The following is a 17,788-nucleotide window of genomic DNA, read 5'->3' on the forward strand; positions in this document are numbered from 1 at the left end:
TTATTTTAAGTATTTTTCAGGTAAATGTCAACGTTCAACAAAGTCATATGGTGAAACATCCCCCATATTAATCATTGGATTAATTTGATAAATTGTTGCTTCACTTAAAACAATTTGATCTTGAACATCATTTGAGCTTATATCATCTTCTTCATTTGAACTATAGACGACATTCTCATCATTCTTATCTTGATTAGAATGAGTAGTTGAAGGTGCATCAACTTCAAAGTAAGCTTGTATCAACTCACGAAGTTGCGTTTGACGTGTTTGTCCTTGCGTATTCAAGCCAATTTCAAACGCTTTTGGATCACCTAATAAAACTAATGATTGTTTAGCTCGCGTAAGCCCCGTATATAATATTGGTCGCTGTAACATTCTAAAATATTGTTTAACTATCGGCATGATGACTATTGGGAATTCTGAACCTTGTGATTTATGAATGGATGTACAATAGGCATGTGTTAACTCTAATAAGTCTTGTCGCGTAAATGTAATTTCATTGCCTTCAAAGTCCACTACAAGAACATCTTTATTTAGTGCATTTTCCTTCGCCCAAAAAATGCCTACAATTATGCCAATATCGCCATTAAAAATATTATCATTAGGTCTATTCACTAATTGGAGTAATTTGTCTCCTTTTCGGAATTTAATATCTCCAAACTCAATTTCTCTAACATCATCATTTTTAGGATTTAAAATATTTTGTAATACTTGGTTAAGTCGCTTTATTCCAGCGCTTCCTTTGTACATTGGCGCTAATACTTGAATATCGCTCATATCATAGCCTTTATTCACGGCACTTGAAACAACCTTTTCAACTACATCGGGAATTTGATCTACGTTACAATTAATAAAACTTCGATCATGATATCGTTTCGTAATATCGATTGACTCACCATGTTTCATACGATGCGCTAAATCAATAATACTTGAACCATCTTGTTGGCGATACACTTCAGTAAGATTAACGCGTGGCAAGGCATTAGAATCTATTAAATCTTTAAATATTTGACCTGGTCCTACAGAAGGTAATTGGTCTTCATCTCCTACAAGAATAATCTGCGCGTCTAAAGGCACAGCATTTAGAAATTGATGGAACAACCAAGTATCCACCATAGACATCTCATCTATAATAATCAATTTCGCATTAATTTCATTATCTAAAATATCTTCAGGTTGTGTATCTTGATTCCAACCTATTAGGCGGTGAATTGTCATCGCTTCTAATCCTGTAGACTCTTGTAGACGTTTAGACGCTCGTCCGGTAGGCGCTGCTAAGACAATCGGGTAATCATCTTCTTCATAATCAGAATAATTCAATGATAAGCCATGAATTTCGGCATACAACTCAACAATTCCTTTTATAACTGTCGTTTTACCTGTACCCGGCCCACCTGTTAAAAGCATAATTTTAGAATTAATAGCGGTTTGCAACGCTTCTTTTTGTGAAGGCGCATAACTTACATTATTACTGTCTTCAATCTCTCCAATATGCAATTGCAAATCGGATTGTTCTATTTCTTTGAGTTTATTTTTATACGTTTTTATACGATATAAGTTTTGGACGCTTTTTAATTCAGAATAATAAAGACTTGGTATAGCCACACGATCATTTTCAAAAACAAGTTTAGTTTCTTCTGCCAGTTGCTGTAATACTTCTTCTAATTGATTTACCTCTACTACTTCATTATTGCGCGGGTCACTTAACATTTCTTGAGTAACTTCAATTACAAATTGATAAGACAAGTATGTATGACCTTGTTTAATACATTCCTCTTCTAACGTATATAGAAGCCCTGCTTTCAATCTTTCTGGATCATTATATTCAATTCCATTTTTACGCGCTAATGTATCAGCTTTTTGAAACCCTATTCCTTTCACATCGTAGACAAGTTGATATGGATTTTTCTCTAATACATTTAATGTTTCTGATTGATAAAATTGATAAATTGCCATCGATAATTTAGGACCAAACCCTAAATCGTGTAAGCGAATCATCACTTTTTCTGACTCTTGATTTGCGCTAATTTGTTCAGCTATTTGCTGTTGTTTCTTTTTAGGTAAACTCGGCACTTTTTCTAAAACAGTAGCATCATTCAAAATATCGTTTATCGCATTTTCACCTAATGTATTAACAATATTTTGAGCCGTTTTTTTACCTATCCCTTTGAAAAGGTCACTTGATAAATAGCTCACAATAGCATCTTTAGTTTGTGGTAACTCTTTTTCAAATGTTTCAGCCTTTAACTGTTTACCATAACGAGGATGTTCAACCACTTGTCCTTTAAACGTATAAACATCGCCTTCAGCTATATTTGGAAAGAACCCTACAACTGTGGGTAAGTTATCAAATGATTCATTCGTTTCTATGGTATCAACTTTAAGAACAGTATAGAAATTATCTTGATTCTGAAATAAAATAGCGTCTACTGTTCCCTTAATCATTGAATAGTCAAATAGTGTAGGGTCTGACATATTATTCCTCCTGCGCTTTTAGAGATTGAAAAGTTTGTTTCGCATGCTGACTTAACAAGTGTTTAGGATCAATTTCAATTGCTTTATCAAAATAAGCAACCGCCGCATCTATATCTTCTGTTTCCATGTATGTGGCAAGACCTATATTATATAAAGCATCAACATGTTTAGAATCAATAGTGAGTACATTTTTTAACTGTTTGATAGCTTCCTTAAACAATTCTAAATGACATAACACTAATCCATATTGAAATTGGACTTCTGCATCGTTTTTATCATCAAGTTCAGCTGCAGTCATTAAAAACGGCATAGCTTCTCTATGTGAGTCTAGTTGATTAAATGCCATGCCAATCATATAGTTAGTATCCACCTTATCCATATCATATTTTAAAGCAAGTTGATATAGCTTGATAGCTTCTTGATAACGGTCTTGATTATAATATAAGTTAGCTAAATTATAATAAACTGCACCATTCTTGTCATCAATTGTCATTGCTTTTTGGAAAAAGCGCTCCGCTTTCTCAACTTCGCCTGCGTCTGCTAAGACAATTCCAGCATTGATATAATTTTCCACTACGTCTGGTTCTTCTTCAATATTATTAAATAAAGCTTGAAGCGCTTGTTCTAGCTGTCCTTCTTTTATCCATTCATAAATTGTTTCTTGCTTTATCATTATGAACCTCCTCAAATTTATGTATTAAATATGAAAATAATCTATAAAATAAAAGAACTGGGACATTATTATTCCCAGCCTTTCATAAAAAATATTTAAATTAAACCACGTAACTTAATTGGCCAGTCGTTTTATATACATCATCAATTGTAGCCCCGCCAAGACAAACTTCTTCGTCGTAAAATACAACTGCTTGACCAGGCGTAATGGCACGTACAGGTTCATCAAAAGTCACGCGAATTGAATTATCAGTTTCTTTTTGTACAAATACTTTAGTATCTTTTTGACGATATCTAAATTTAGCTGTACATTCAAATCCTTCTTCTAAATCAACAGGATTAACAAATGAGAAATCTGAAGCAATGAGATAATCACTATACAATGCACTATGATGGAAACCTTGTTCAACATATAGCACGTTATCTTGTAAGTTTTTACCAACTACAAACCAAGGATCTCCGTCTCCACCAATTCCTAAACCGTGACGTTGCCCAATCGTATAATACATTAATCCACTGTGCATACCCATTTTCTTGCCATCTAATGTTCTCATTTCACCTGATTGAGCTGGAAGATATTGAGACAAGAATGATTTGAAATTACGTTCACCAATAAAACAAATACCTGTAGAATCTTTCTTTTTAGCCGTAGCTAAATCTTGTTCTTCTGCAATTCTACGTACTTCTTTTTTCTCAATGTCACCAATTGGGAACATGACTTTAGATAATTGTTGTTGAGATAATTGATTTAAAAAATATGTTTGGTCTTTATTGTTATCAATGCCTCTTAACATTTCTACATGCCCATCTTCATGACGACGAATACGAGCATAATGTCCTGTTGCCACATAGTCTGCTCCTAATTTAAGCGCATGTTCTAAGAATGCTTTGAATTTAATTTCTTTATTACACATTACATCCGGATTAGGCGTGCGTCCTTTTTTATATTCATCTAAAAAGTAAGTAAATACTTTATCCCAATATTCTTGTTCAAAGTTCACTGCATAATAAGGTATACCAATTTGGTTACATACAGCAATTACATCATTATAATCTTCTGTTGCTGTACATACGCCATTCTCATCAGTGTCATCCCAGTTTTTCATAAAAATACCAATGACATCATAACCTTGTTCTTTTAATACGTGAGCAGTAACTGAACTATCAACGCCACCAGACATACCAACTACAACGCGTATATCTTTGTTTGACAATTTTATTCCTCCTTAAATTTATGATAAATCTTATGAATTTCAGCTACGATATGTTTAATTTCTTGCTCAGTCGTTTGTTCGTTAAAGCTAAAACGTACTGAATGTTTAGCTCGTTCTTCATCTTCATACATCGCTGCTAAAACATGTGAAGGAGTAGTTGACCCAGCTGTACATGCTGACCCAGAAGAAACATAAATATTCGCTAAATCTAACAATGTTAACATTGTTTCTACATCTATAAATGGGAAATATAAATTTAATATATGTCCAGTTGTTTCTACCATAGAACCGTTCACTTCGAAAGGAATTGCACGTTCTTGTAAACTAACTAAAAACAATTCTTTTAGTTGCATTAAATGAATGTTGTTATTGTCTCGATTTTTATCAGCGAGTTCAAGTGCTTTGGTTAAACCAACGATTTGCGCTAAATTTTCAGTTCCAGCACGACGTTTCGTTTCTTGTTCGCCACCTAATTGAGAGAATTCGATAGGTGTCTGATCTTTAACTAATAACACGCCAACGCCTTTAGGTCCTCCAAATTTATGTGCAGTCACACTCATAGTATCAATCTTGAAGTCTTCGAACTTAATATCAAGATGGCCTACAGCTTGTACAGCATCAACATGTAATAATGCACTTGATTGAGCAACGATATCCTCAATATCATAGATTGGTTCAACTGTACCAACCTCATTGTTAACGAACATGATTGAAACCAAAATCGTATCTTCAGTTAACGCTTCTTCTAATTGATCTAAGTCAACTTTACCTGTATCATCTACATCTAAATAAGTAACATCATAGCCTTCTTTTTCAAGTTCTTCAAAGACATGTAGTACTGAGTGATGCTCGATTTTAGTAGTAATGATATGGTTTCCTAAATGTTCATTTTCATAGACTAAACCTTTAATAGCAGTGTTATTGGATTCAGTAGCACCACTCGTAAAAATCACTTCACTAGGTTTAGCACCTAGAAGTTTAGCGACTGTTCTTCTAGATTCATCTAGATAGCGACGTGCATCTCGCCCTATTGTATGAATTGAAGATGGATTACCATAATGCGATTGATAAATTTCCATCATTGCATCTATTACTTCTGGTTTAACTGGGGTAGTTGCAGCATAGTCTGCATATACTTCCATTATTTTGTACACTCCTCACAATATTATCAATGTTCCTATAATAGCACCTAACTATCAATTTTTCTACATTGTTGTTTGTAACTCCATTACTTAATATTTTAACATGTATACCTTGCCTATTTATATACATTTTATTTTTTGAAAATATCTTTTACATAAGCAGTGAGCAAATTAATAACTCATCGATAGTCATCTTGTTACACTAAATCATAGTAAAAAATAAAGGAGTCTTTGCAAATGTCTAATATGAAATTTTCTGCACTAAATTTAGTGCCTATTAAAGAAGGTCAAAGTGATAAAGACGCCATTAACGATATGGTTACGTTAGCACAAAAACTTGAAGAACTTGATTATGAAAGATATTGGATTGCTGAACATCATAATGCACCTAATTTAGTAAGTTCAGCTACAGCATTACTCATCCAACATACATTGGAACACACTCAAAGTATCAAGGTAGGTTCCGGCGGTATCATGTTACCTAATCATGCGCCTTTAATAGTGGCAGAACAATTTGGTACTATGGAAACCCTTTTCCCAAATAGAGTGAATCTTGGTTTAGGAAGAGCTCCTGGTACAGATATGATGACAGCAAGTGCATTACGCCGAGACCAACATAATGGTGTTTACGCCTTTCCTGAAGAAGTGGAACAACTTCAAACATACTTCGGACCAGGCAATCAACAAGCCTATGTGCGTGCTTATCCAGCAGTAGGAAAAAATGTACCATTATTTATTCTAGGTTCATCAACAGATTCAGCGCATTTAGCAGCACGCAAAGGTTTACCTTATGTATTTGCTGGTCATTTTGCTCCTCAACAAATGAAAGAAGCAATTCAAATATATAAAGAATTATTTGAACCTTCTGAGGTATTGCAAGAGCCCTATATGATTGTTTGTTTAAACGCTATTATTGCTGAAACAGATGAAGAAGCTGAATATTTAGCAAGTACACTAGCGCAAGTGTTTATTGGTATTGCTCGCGGTAGAATGCAACCGGTTCAACCACCAACAAATGATTTACAAGGATTATTAACGCCACGTGAATATGAAATGGCTAAACAAAGATTTAATGATTCATTAATCGGTTCAGAAGCTACAGTTAAACAGAAATTAGAAGATTTTATTGAAGAATATGGAGAAATTGATGAACTAATGGGTATTAGTTATATTTACGATCAAGACAAACAATTTGAATCATTTGAGCGTTTAAAAAATGTAGTTCAATCTTTGAATAAGTAATAGTCGAAAGTAATAAGTTAGTAAAGTAGTTCTTAGATAGATATTTACTCGTTTAAGTTGTTGCGCTTTCCTGGGGTGCTGTCTCAGCCTGCAGTCTTCGACTAGCACTGCTCCCCTAGGAGTCTTCACAACTACACTTCGTAATCTATCTTAGAACTACTTACGTAAGTGTGTGATTACTTAAGAACATCAATAATTCTAAATCTCTCAGGCGTCATAAAGCTATACTTGGTGATTTCACAATTTTATATAATTAAATACTATATATAATTAACCCTTCAATTATTTTGGATAGTTTTTGAAGGGTTTTATGGTATAAAAAAAAGGACGGTAGATACCGTCCCTAAAATTGATAATTATTTATCATCTTTGTCTTTTTTGTCACTGTCGTTACCGCCAGTGTATTCGTTGATTTTATCTTTTACTTTATCAACTTGTTCGTTATCGCTATCTTTGAATTTGTCTGCAGCTTCTTTAGCTTTATCCATGAATCCCATAATGAAATTCTCCTTTCAAATTTAAGCATAATTTAATTAATAACTAATTTATGTTTAATCTACGATAACAATTAATAATCAAGTATTATCGATTGGATGTATTATATAGATACCCGATTATTATATTAATAAACTCATTTATCAAAAAGTTTTTAAATATAAAACATATATCCATCTAATTTATCATCAGTTTCAATATAATCTGCTAAATATTTTAAAGTTGTATTATCTAAAACTTCACGTACAGCATCTCTCATACGAAGCCATAATTGTTTTTGAGCAGGTGGTTCTGACTCAATACTTTCTACAATCGTAATAGGACCTTCTAATAAGCGAATGATATCGCCTGCTGTAATTTCGTCAGCTGGTACTCTTAGTTGATAACCACCTTTAGCACCACGAACACTTCGAATTAATCCAGCATTTCTTAAAGGGCCTACGAGTTGTTCTAGATATAAGTCACTTAGACTATTTTCTTCTGCGATTGTTTTTAATGATACACACCCTTGTCCTTCTCTTTTGGCTAGGGATATCATTAAAGTTAACCCATATCTCCCTTTCGTTGATATTTTCATAACATTACCTCACTTAATTCGAATAATATATATTCCCATTTTAGCATTTTTTCAGTTAAGATAGTAATAGAAAGGTGTGAAAATCGTGAGTACTGAACCATTAGCTTCAAGGATGCGCCCTACAAATATAGATGAGATTATTTCACAACAACATTTAGTGGGCCCTAAAGGTATCATTAGACGTATGGTTGAAACCAAACGTTTATCCTCAATGATTTTTTATGGACCTCCTGGAATTGGTAAAACGAGTATAGCTAAGGCCATTTCGGGAAGTACTGAATATAAATTTAGACAGCTTAACGCAGTAACTAATACTAAAAAAGATATGCAATTAGTAGTTGAAGAAGCAAAAATGTCTGGGCAAGTCATTTTATTATTAGATGAAATTCATCGCTTAGACAAAGCGAAACAAGATTTTTTATTACCACATCTTGAAAATGGAAAGATTGTATTAATTGGAGCAACTACTTCTAATCCATATCATGCTATCAATCCTGCTATACGGTCTAGAGCTCAAATATTTGAGTTGTATCCCTTGGATGAGAATGATATCCGTGTAGCCCTTGATAGAGCCTTGTCAGATGAAGAACGAGGCTTAAAATTATATCACCCAATTGTTGATGAAGATGCACTTGAATACTTTTCAACTCAAAGTCATGGAGATGTTAGAAGTGCATTAAACGCTTTAGAATTAGCGGTGTTAAGTGCAGATGTAACAAATGAGCAGCGTCATGTTTCACTATCAGATGCTAGAGATTGCTTACAAAAAGGCGCTTTCGTTAGTGATAAAGATGGAGATATGCACTATGATGTGATGAGTGCTTTTCAAAAATCAATTAGAGGGAGCGATGTAAACGCGGCATTACATTATTTAGCACGATTAATTGAAGCTGGAGATTTACCTACTATAGTCAGACGATTATTAGTCATTAGTTATGAAGATGTAGGACTCGCTTCGCCAAGTGCTGGACAACGAACACTTGCAGCTATTCAATCTGCTGAACGCTTAGGTTTCCCTGAAGCACGTATTCCTCTTAGCCAAGCAGTAATAGAACTTTCGTTATCTCCAAAGTCTAATTCAGCTATTACAGCAATAGACAGCGCATTGAGCGATATACGTAAAGGTCACGTTGGTCAAATCCCAGACCATTTAAGAGATGGTCATTACAAAGGCGCAAAAGAATTAGGAAGAGCTATTGGCTATAAATATCCTCATAACTATGATAATGGCTATGTAGTTCAACAATATTTACCAGATAAATTAAAAAACAAAATTTATTACGAACCAAAGACTACTTCAAAAAGTGAGCAACAATTTAAAGCAGTATATGACAATCTTCGTAATAAAAGATAAAGTTAAAGACTATGAAATATTGAGTGATCACTCATCTCAATTTCATAGTCTTTTTAATTAAATATTACCTTTATCTTTAATTCGTCGAACTGGTACATCTTTAAGAATGTCATTAACTACGTAACTTGCACATATCAAACCTACTGTACTAGGTACAAAAGCATTTGAAGAAGGAGGCATTTGACCTTTACGGTTACTTGCATTCGGATCCCCTACTGTTGCTTTTACATCTTCACGTATCACGATAGGACTTTCATCTGAGAATACTACAGGTATACCTTTTTTAATACCCTGACGTTTCAATTTATTTCTGATGATTTTAGCCATAGGATCCATATATGTTTTAGAGATATCTGCAATCTTGAAACGTGTAGGATCCGTCTTATTAGCTGCGCCCATACTTGATATGACTTTGATGCCACGTTCCAAACATTCTTTCATTAAATGCACTTTATAAATAATTGTGTCACTAGCATCTATGAAATAATCAATATCGTAATTATTAAATAAATCTTCATAAGTTTCCTCAGTATAGAACATATGTAAAGGCGTTACTTTACAATCAGGATTAATTAATTTAATTCGTTCCTCCATAAGCGTTACTTTACTTTGGCCAATAGTTGTTGTTAAGGCGTGAATTTGACGATTGACGTTCGTAATATCGACGTCATCTTTATCTATAAGTATGATATGGCCAATATTAGTTCTAGCAAGTGCTTCAGCTGCAAATGAACCTACACCACCCACTCCTAACACAGCCACTGTTTTATTCTTTAATAAATCTAAACCTTCTTTACCATATGCTAATTCATTTCTTGAAAATTGATGTTTCATTTTGAACTCCTTTATTAAACATTACGTTACCATAATATTAACAGAAAAAGACAAATAAAAATACGCAAGACAAAAGCCTTGCGTACCGATAGAGTCCGTAATTGCCGTAGTTATAAAAAGCTTGATCATTCGGCCTGCTATATACAGGTGGGTGCCCTGTTTCTTGTTTTGCAAGTCCTCCTATTGAGGCGTGTGCGCTGCAAGAAAACCTATTGGGCTCCCTGATCAAAAAGTGTTAGGCCCAAATAAAAAGCAAACATACGTACAATACAGATGACTATCTTATATAGGTATAATATCACAAACCTTAAAATAAAGAAATCCTTAATAATTGTTAGAAAATCAAAATGTTGATAAAAAAATAATTTAAATATTATAAGTTGACATAATATAGTTATAGTCGTTTAAAAGACTATTGTAACTGCTTTACATGTATAAAAAAAGACTGCTAACAGAGATTGAGATACTCTATCAACAGTCATTTTGAACTTAATATATAAGGATTTAAACTAGTGACGAATTCTTAATGATAATTCTTCAAGTTGTTTATCAGAAACTTCTCCTGGCGCATCAGTAAGTAAGCATGTAGCTGATGCAGTTTTAGGGAATGCAATAGTATCACGTAAATTTGTACGGTTAGTTAATAACATTACTAAACGGTCTAAACCTAATGCGATACCGCCGTGTGGTGGCGCACCATATTTGAATGCATCTAATAAGAAGCCAAATTGTTCTCTAGCTTGTTCTTTAGTGAATCCAAGAACTTCGAACATTTTTTCTTGTAATTGGCTATCTGAAATTCTGATAGATCCTCCACCTAATTCATAACCATTAAGTACGATATCATAAGCATTAGCTTCAACATTTTCAGGTTCTGAATCTAATTTATCAATATCTTCTTTTTTAGGTGATGTAAATGGATGATGCGCTGCTACATAACGTTTAGCATCTTCATCATATTCTAATAATGGCCAATCAGTTACCCATAAGAAGTTTAATTTAGTTTCATCAATTAAGCCAAGTTCTTTAGCAAGTTTTACACGTAATGCACCTAAACTTTGAGCAACCACGTTTGGTTTATCTGCAACGAACATAACTAAGTCGCCAGCTTTCGCACCAGTTAATTCTTTTAATGTCGCTACGTTTTGGTCTTCGAAGAAACGAGCGATTGGACCACTTAAACCGTCTTCAACAACTTTGACCCAAGCTAAACCTTTGGCGCCGTAGATGTTTACAAACTCTGTTAAACCGTCCATATCTTTACGAGTATAGTTATCTGCAGCATCTTCTGCCACAATTGCTTTAACTTCTCCATTATTTTCAACTGTATCTTTAAATACTTTGAAATCCATTTCTTTACCTAATTGAGATACATCGATTAATTCCATTCCAAAACGTGTATCAGGTTTATCTGAACCATAACGACGCATTGCTTCAGCATATGTCATGCGAGGGAATTCACCTTCTAATTCAATACCTTTAACGTCTTTCACTACTTTGCGAAGCATTTCTTCGCCCATTTGAATAACGTCTTCTTGGTCTACAAAGCTCATTTCGATATCGACTTGAGTGAATTCCGGTTGACGGTCAGCGCGTAAATCTTCGTCACGGAAACATTTAACAATTTGATAATATTTATCGAAACCACTAATCATTAATAATTGTTTAAATAATTGTGGTGATTGTGGTAATGCATAGAATTCACCTTCATGTACACGAGATGGTACTAAATAATCACGTGCGCCCTCTGGTGTAGATTTAGTTAATACTGGTGTTTCAATATCAAAGAAACCACTGTTATCTAAATATTCACGAATAGAGCGTGTTGTTTGATGTCTCATTTTGAATGTTTGAGCTAATTCAGGACGTCTTAAATCTAAATAACGATATTTTAAGCGAATATTTTCATCAACATTTTGATTTTCTTCGTTAATTGAGAATGGAGGTGTTTCAGCTTTATTAATTATTGTAATATTTGAAACTTGTACTTCCACTTGTCCAGTTTTAATTTTAGGGTTTACCGTTTCAGGGTCACGTTTAGTTACTGTACCTTCTACTTCAACTACATATTCAGAACGTACTGTTTCAGCAATGCTTAATGCTTCTGCAGAGAAATCTGGGTTAAACACGATTTGAACGATGCCTTCTCTGTCACGTAAGTCAACAAAGATTAAACCACCTAAATCACGACGGTTGTGTACCCACCCTTTTAAAGTTACTTTTTGATCAAGTAATTCTTCTGTAACTAATCCACAATAAGTTGTTCTCTTACTCATTTTTAACACTCCTTTATTATTTTTCAAAAAAGTTAACAAGTTCATCTAATTTAACAGTTTCTGATTCACCAGTTGCCATATTTTTAACATCTATTTGATTGTTTTCAAGTTCTTGATCACCTATTACTACTGTATACTTAGCATTTAAACGATCTGCTTGTTTCATTTGACCTTTTATTTTACGGTTTAAGTAATCTTTATCAGCTTTAACACCATGTTTTCTTAAATTATTTAAAAGTTTAACACTATAGCGTTCAGCTTCTTCTCCCATAGTCACTATGAATAAATCAAAGTCATCTTCAACATCTAATTCAATGCCTTCTTCTTCAAGTGCTAAAAGTAATCTTTCAATACTTAAAGCGAAGCCAATACCAGTTTGACTTGGACCATCTAATAATTCTAATAAACCATTATAGCGACCGCCACCACATAATGTAGTAATCGCACCATCATAATTAGGATTATCCATCATTAGTTCAAAAGCTGTATGAGTGTAATAATCAAGACCACGAACTAAGTTAGGATCTTCTACATAGTTAATGCCTAACTCATCTAAGTAATCTTTAACTTCTTCATAATATGCTTTTGACTCACTATTTAAATAATCTGTAATACGAGGTGCATTTTTAACCGCTTCTTTATCACGATCAACTTTACAATCTAAAATGCGCATTGGATTACTATGCAAACGTGATTGACAATCCTCACAGAACGTATCAATCACTGGTTCAAAGTGTTTCACTAAGGCTTCATTGTATTCTTTACGAGAATCCGCATCTCCAATACTATTGATGACAAGTTTCAAATGCTTAAGTCCGAAAGACTCATAAATGTGCATTACCATCGCTAGCACTTCAGCATCGATACTTGGATTTTCAGCCCCAATAGCCTCTACACCAAATTGATTAAATTGACGGTAGCGCCCTTTTTGTTTACGCTCATATCTAAACATTGGACCATTGTAATACAATTTAATCGGTTGATTTGGATTACCTTGCATTTTGTTCTCAATATATGAACGCACAACTGCAGCAGTACCTTCGGGTCTTAATGTAATACTTCTATCACCTTTATCCTTAAACGTGTACATTTCTTTTTGAACTACGTCAGTTGAATCACCAACACCACGTGCAAATAAGTCAGTACTTTCAAAGATAGGTGTACGAATTTCTTTATAATTATATAATGTCATCAATTCATCTAGTTTATTTTCAATATAACGCCATTGACTAGACGCTTCAGGTAAAATATCTTGAGTCCCTCTAGGAATTCTAATCACCTAATCACTCCTTCATCTATCTATTACTTTGATAACCTAACATCCTCTAATAAAAAAGTCCCTTATATAGCACTAAACTATATAAGGGACGAATCGCCGTGTTGCCACCCTAATTGAGAATAAAATAGACTATCTTACTCTCCACTCAAAACGTTTAACGTACGTAAACCGGCTTTATTTATTAAAGCACCTCTTCTTGTGTTCAAAAGTTAAACTACTCAGTATAATCTTTCAGCCTAGGATTATATCTCTACGCAATTATAAATGTTATTGCTACCTATTTCATTTAACTTTTCAAGAATACTAACGGTATTGTTTATAAAGTTCACTCATTATGATAACGAGTTTAGCTTCAGTTTGCAAGACTTATGACGCAAAATATTGTTTCAAGCCATCAACAACCGCTTCTTCAACGACTTGTCTATGCAATGGATCTCTAATCATCATTTCATCTGTAGGATTACTAATATAACCCAATTCTAATAATACAGCAGGTTTATTCGTCTGTCTTAACACTTGGAAATTTTCTTGACGTGTGCCTCTATTAAATAACATAGATTTCTTTTGAATATTCGCATTTAACGTTTCCGCTAGCGTTTCCTGACTATCTTGATACCAATATACCGTAGCTCCATTAGCATTAGCGCTATCTAAAGAATCATTATGTATACTGATATATGCATCGCCATCCATTTTACGATCATCCAAGCTTACATATGTATCATCAGAGCGCGTTAACTTTACTTTAGCGCCTGCTTTTTCAAGCGCACGTTTTAACTCTTCAGCGGTTTTTAAGGTATAATTCTTTTCTAAACTTTTATTAGCTGTATTACTGGAAGCCCCTTGGTCACTGCCTCCATGTCCTGGATCTAAGACAATGACCTTATTTTTCAAAGGGTTCTCTTTTTTATTAACATCCTCTGGAATATTCAAGCTTGTATGCCAACCAGCAATCCATCCTTTTTTAGTGGCATTATGATTCTCTACCTCTATCCACTTACCTAGCCTATCTATCTTTTTGAAACTCTCCCCTTTATCCACTTGAAAAATCACAGGATAACCTGCATTGGGACCTGTACGTAATTCAGCATCTTCAGTGATCGTAATACGATTGCTACCTTGGTCATCATGATTCATAAACATGAATAATAAAATTAAAAATAGCAGGAAGAGAATAACTACAATAAGCGTTAGACCATTTTTTAGACCATGTTTTGTTAACCATGCATCTATTTTACTCATATCACTTTGCCATCCTGACTTTCATAAATAATTGTCACTGGGCCATCATTGATAATTTCAACTTCCATGTCCGTTCCAAATTCCCCAGTTTTTACTTCAATACCATAATCTCTTAAAGCAGTATTAAACGTTTCATACAGTTGTTCTGCTTCTTCAGGATTTTTTGAATTTGAAAAGCCAGGACGATTGCCTTTTTTCACATCAGCATATAGCGTAAATTGAGAAACAGAAAGGATTTGGCCTTCTACTTGTTGAATATTTAAATTTAATTTACCATTCTCATCTTCAAATATGCGAGCATTGACTATTTTCTTTGCTACCGCTTCTACGTCCGCTTCGGTAGAATCTTTACCTACGCCCACTAATAAACAATATCCTTTTTCAATTTGATTATGAATATTACCGTTTTTTACTGAAGCTCGTTTTACTCTCTGTACAACTATTTTCATCTCTTTTGCACCTCAATTAATTCCATACTCTTGAAACAGTATATATATCACTTAATTGTTTTAATTTTTCAACTACTCGATAAACATCATTTACATTTTTAACCATTACACTTATTGTAATAATTGCATTTTTATCCGTGTCTGAACGACCGTTAATTTTAATAATACTACCTACTGTCGAGTTGACCGCTTGTATCACTTCATTTAATAAACCATTGCGATCATAAGCATTGACTTCTAAATCCACTTGATAGCGTTGTGTAGAGTCTTTAGATTTAACCCATTCTACAGCAATCAAGCGATCGTCTTCATTTTTTATGTTAGGACAATCGGTTCTATGTACTTTAATACCATGTCCTTTAGTTATATATCCAACGATATCATCCCCTGGGATAGGATTACAGCATTTAGAAAGTTTAATTAAAACATTTTCAATGCCTTCTACATATACCCCACTATCAGTGATAATATCCTCTTTGATAGGTAATGACTTTATCACCTCTTGAGCTTCATTAAGCGCTTTTTGCTTATCTTGAATACGCTGACGCTCTGTAAGTTTATTTACCACTTGTAATGCAGTCACGCCACCAAAGCCTACAGCAGCATATAAATCATCATCATTAGCGAAATTATATTTCTCATTCACTACTTCGATATTCTTTTCCGTCAATATATCATCGACTCTAAAGCCTTGTTCTTTAATTTCTGCTTCAACCATGAATTTACCTTTTTCAATATTGGATGAGCGATCTTGTTTTTTGAAAAAGCTTTTTATCTTACTCTTCGCACTTGAAGACTTAACAATTTTTAACCAATCTCTACTTGGACCATAAGAATGTTTACTTGTTCTGATTTCGATAATATCTCCTGTTTGGAGGACATAGTCAATTGGAACAATTTTACCATTTACTTTAGCGCCTATCATTTTATTTCCTACTTCGCTGTGAATCGCATATGCGAAATCAATAGGTACCGCGCCATATGGTAATTCAATAACATCACTAGCTGGCGTAAAGGCATAAACTTTATCACTTTGTAAGTCATATTTTAAAGATTCCATAAATTCTTGCGCATCAGAAGATGTATGATCTGCTTCGGCTAATTCTTTTAACCAATTTAACTTATTTTGGAAATCTTGTGTCTTTTCATTTACAGTTTTGCCTTCTTTATACGCCCAGTGCGCCGCTACCCCATGTTCAGCAATTTCATGCATTTCAAATGTTCTAATTTGAATCTCGAGCGGGTCTCCATTTGGACCGACAACTGTCGTATGTAAAGATTGATACATATTTTGTTTAGGCATTGCAATATAATCTTTGAAGCGACCTGGCATAGGTTTCCATAATGTATGTACTAAGCCTAATATTGCGTAACAATCATTAATTGAATTAACGATGACACGAATAGCTAATAAATCAAATATTTGATCAAATTGCTTTTTCTGTTTCATCATTTTTCTATAAATACTATAGATATGTTTAGGACGTCCACTGATTTCTCCTGAAATGTTCATATTACCCATTTCTTCTTCAATCTTTTCAATGGCATTCGCTATATAAGCTTCGCGTTCGCTACGTTTTTTCTTCATCAAATTAACAATACGGAAATATTGCACACTATCAATGTAACGTAAGGCAGTATCCTCTAATTCCCATTTAATCGTATTAATCCCTAATCTGTGAGCAAGTGGTGCATAAATTTCTAACGTTTCTTTAGAAATACGTACTTGTTTTTCACGAGCCATAGCTTTTAACGTTCTCATATTATGTAGTCTATCTGCAAGTTTAACTAAAATAACGCGTACATCCTTGGCAATCGCAATAAATAACTTTCTGTGGTTCTCAGCTTGTTGTTCTTCTTTAGAACGGTATTTCACCTTTTTCAACTTCGTAACACCATCTACAATACGCGCAACTTCTTCATTAAACATTTCTTTCACATCATCAAATGTATATGGTGTATCCTCAATAACGTCATGTAAGAATCCTGCTACAATAGTTGGACCGTCTAAACGCATCTCTGTCAATATGCCCGCCACTTGAATTGGATGCATAATATAAGGCAGACCATTCTTTCGAAATTGACCTTGATGTGCTTCATATGCAATATGATAACTTTTTAAAACATACTCATACTCATTTGCTGATAAATAGGATTTCGCTTTATGTAGCACCTCGTCAGCACTATATGGATATTCATTATTCAATATATGACACCCCAACTCTCTTATATTCCAAATACTCTGCCCGTTAATTGACTTTTTAAAATTAAGCTACAAACGCTTTAATATCTTTTAATTTGTATAAAAATAACATTTCCAAAGTCATAGAAATGCGAGTATTAATTTTAGTGTATCAAAAGTTCAATACACTATAAAAGGTTTAACTTTTTTATAAATAATAGTTTTATGATACTACAAGTTTTTAAATAAATAAATGCTGTTAAATTAAATTTAGCACCTAGAAATTTATACATTTACTAATAAAAAAGAAGCGGAAGAGAAAGTCATTTTCATCAAATGATTTCATATTCCGCTT

14 protein-coding genes and 1 other RNA gene are annotated in these 17,788 nt (G+C 33.7%); 2 read left to right on the forward strand and 13 right to left on the reverse strand.

Translation table 11 applies throughout. From position 1 onward, the window contains the following. Positions 1–27: 27 nt before the first annotated feature. The 4 genes from LIX58_RS11170 to LIX58_RS11185 form a co-directional block, all read right to left on the reverse strand. Positions 28–2,475, reverse strand: a complete 2,448-nt coding sequence (locus LIX58_RS11170; RefSeq protein WP_154837525.1) for an ATP-dependent RecD-like DNA helicase — start codon at positions 2,473–2,475, stop codon at positions 28–30. 1 nt (position 2,476) lies between these two features. Then, complete coding sequence (locus LIX58_RS11175) at positions 2,477–3,148, reverse strand: tetratricopeptide repeat protein (RefSeq protein WP_154837523.1); 672 nt, start codon at positions 3,146–3,148, stop codon at positions 2,477–2,479. Between the two features lie 100 nt (positions 3,149–3,248). After that, complete coding sequence (mnmA, locus tag LIX58_RS11180) at positions 3,249–4,361, reverse strand: tRNA 2-thiouridine(34) synthase MnmA (protein WP_126567028.1); 1,113 nt, start codon at positions 4,359–4,361, stop codon at positions 3,249–3,251. A gap of 2 nt (positions 4,362–4,363) precedes the next feature. After that, positions 4,364–5,503, reverse strand: coding sequence for a cysteine desulfurase family protein (locus LIX58_RS11185; RefSeq protein ID WP_154837521.1), 1,140 nt, complete (start codon positions 5,501–5,503; stop codon positions 4,364–4,366). Between the two features lie 237 nt (positions 5,504–5,740). On the opposite strand from LIX58_RS11185, the gene LIX58_RS11190 reads away from it, so the two are divergent. Next, positions 5,741–6,745 (forward strand): LLM class flavin-dependent oxidoreductase, encoded by a 1,005-nt coding sequence (locus tag LIX58_RS11190; protein ID WP_154837519.1) that lies wholly within the window; start codon positions 5,741–5,743, stop codon positions 6,743–6,745. Between the two features lie 356 nt (positions 6,746–7,101). Here the strand turns inward: LIX58_RS11190 and LIX58_RS11195 are convergent, their stop codons facing one another. Both LIX58_RS11195 and cymR read right to left on the reverse strand, forming a co-directional pair. Beyond that, positions 7,102–7,242 carry an SAS049 family protein gene (locus LIX58_RS11195; RefSeq protein WP_126567031.1) on the reverse strand — a complete coding sequence of 47 codons (141 nt, stop codon included), beginning with the start codon at positions 7,240–7,242 and terminating at the stop codon, positions 7,102–7,104. Between the two features lie 152 nt (positions 7,243–7,394). After that, positions 7,395–7,817, reverse strand: coding sequence for a cysteine metabolism transcriptional regulator CymR (gene cymR, locus LIX58_RS11200; protein WP_103297199.1), 423 nt, complete (start codon positions 7,815–7,817; stop codon positions 7,395–7,397). Positions 7,818–7,902: 85 nt separating this feature from the next. Between cymR and LIX58_RS11205 the strand changes: the two genes are divergently transcribed. Continuing rightward, positions 7,903–9,171 (forward strand): replication-associated recombination protein A, encoded by a 1,269-nt coding sequence (locus tag LIX58_RS11205; RefSeq protein WP_186805193.1) that lies wholly within the window; start codon positions 7,903–7,905, stop codon positions 9,169–9,171. 57 nt (positions 9,172–9,228) lie between these two features. On the opposite strand, the gene LIX58_RS11210 is transcribed toward LIX58_RS11205, so the two are convergent. The 7 genes from LIX58_RS11210 to LIX58_RS11240 all read right to left on the reverse strand — a co-directional run bounded on the left by LIX58_RS11210 (position 9,229) and on the right by LIX58_RS11240 (position 17,457). Then, a complete protein-coding gene (locus LIX58_RS11210) occupies positions 9,229–10,005 on the reverse strand; it encodes a ThiF family adenylyltransferase (RefSeq protein ID WP_126567033.1) in 777 nt (258 codons plus the stop codon). Positions 10,006–10,093: 88 nt separating this feature from the next. Beyond that, positions 10,094–10,284, reverse strand: a non-coding RNA gene (gene ssrS, locus LIX58_RS11215) — 6S RNA. 230 nt (positions 10,285–10,514) lie between these two features. After that, a complete protein-coding gene (gene aspS, locus LIX58_RS11220) occupies positions 10,515–12,281 on the reverse strand; it encodes an aspartate--tRNA ligase (protein ID WP_154837515.1) in 1,767 nt (588 codons plus the stop codon). A 16-nt stretch (positions 12,282–12,297) separates the two neighbouring features. Then, entirely contained in the window at positions 12,298–13,560 is a 1,263-nt protein-coding gene (hisS, locus tag LIX58_RS11225) for a histidine--tRNA ligase (RefSeq protein ID WP_126567035.1), read from the reverse strand. 366 nt (positions 13,561–13,926) lie between these two features. Next, positions 13,927–14,802 carry an N-acetylmuramoyl-L-alanine amidase gene (locus tag LIX58_RS11230; RefSeq protein WP_126567036.1) on the reverse strand — a complete coding sequence of 292 codons (876 nt, stop codon included), beginning with the start codon at positions 14,800–14,802 and terminating at the stop codon, positions 13,927–13,929. Next, entirely contained in the window at positions 14,799–15,251 is a 453-nt protein-coding gene (gene dtd, locus LIX58_RS11235; protein ID WP_154837513.1) for a D-aminoacyl-tRNA deacylase, read from the reverse strand. Before dtd ends, LIX58_RS11230 begins: the two co-directional genes overlap by 4 nt. Positions 15,252–15,267: 16 nt before the next feature. Further along, positions 15,268–17,457: a RelA/SpoT family protein gene (locus LIX58_RS11240; RefSeq protein WP_226386331.1), complete on the reverse strand. Its 2,190-nt coding sequence runs from the start codon at positions 17,455–17,457 to the stop codon at positions 15,268–15,270. Positions 17,458–17,788 lie beyond the last annotated feature (331 nt).

This window comes from Staphylococcus sp. Marseille-Q1834 (genome assembly GCF_916858875.1).
Classification (GTDB): Bacteria; Bacillota; Bacilli; order Staphylococcales; family Staphylococcaceae; genus Staphylococcus; species Staphylococcus pragensis.

Coding starts and splice junctions, on each gene's coding strand:
- LIX58_RS11170 (WP_154837525.1), bottom strand. CDS start 2,475: ATGTCAGACCCTACACTATTTGACTATTCAATGATTAAGGGAACAGTA.
- LIX58_RS11175 (WP_154837523.1), bottom strand. CDS start 3,148: ATGATAAAGCAAGAAACAATTTATGAATGGATAAAAGAAGGACAGCTA.
- LIX58_RS11185 (WP_154837521.1), bottom strand. CDS start 5,503: ATGGAAGTATATGCAGACTATGCTGCAACTACCCCAGTTAAACCAGAA.
- LIX58_RS11190 (WP_154837519.1), top strand. CDS start 5,741: ATGTCTAATATGAAATTTTCTGCACTAAATTTAGTGCCTATTAAAGAA.
- LIX58_RS11195 (WP_126567031.1), bottom strand. CDS start 7,242: ATGGGATTCATGGATAAAGCTAAAGAAGCTGCAGACAAATTCAAAGAT.
- cymR (WP_103297199.1), bottom strand. CDS start 7,817: ATGAAAATATCAACGAAAGGGAGATATGGGTTAACTTTAATGATATCC.
- LIX58_RS11210 (WP_126567033.1), bottom strand. CDS start 10,005: ATGAAACATCAATTTTCAAGAAATGAATTAGCATATGGTAAAGAAGGT.
- aspS (WP_154837515.1), bottom strand. CDS start 12,281: ATGAGTAAGAGAACAACTTATTGTGGATTAGTTACAGAAGAATTACTT.
- LIX58_RS11230 (WP_126567036.1), bottom strand. CDS start 14,802: ATGAGTAAAATAGATGCATGGTTAACAAAACATGGTCTAAAAAATGGT.
- dtd (WP_154837513.1), bottom strand. CDS start 15,251: ATGAAAATAGTTGTACAGAGAGTAAAACGAGCTTCAGTAAAAAACGGT.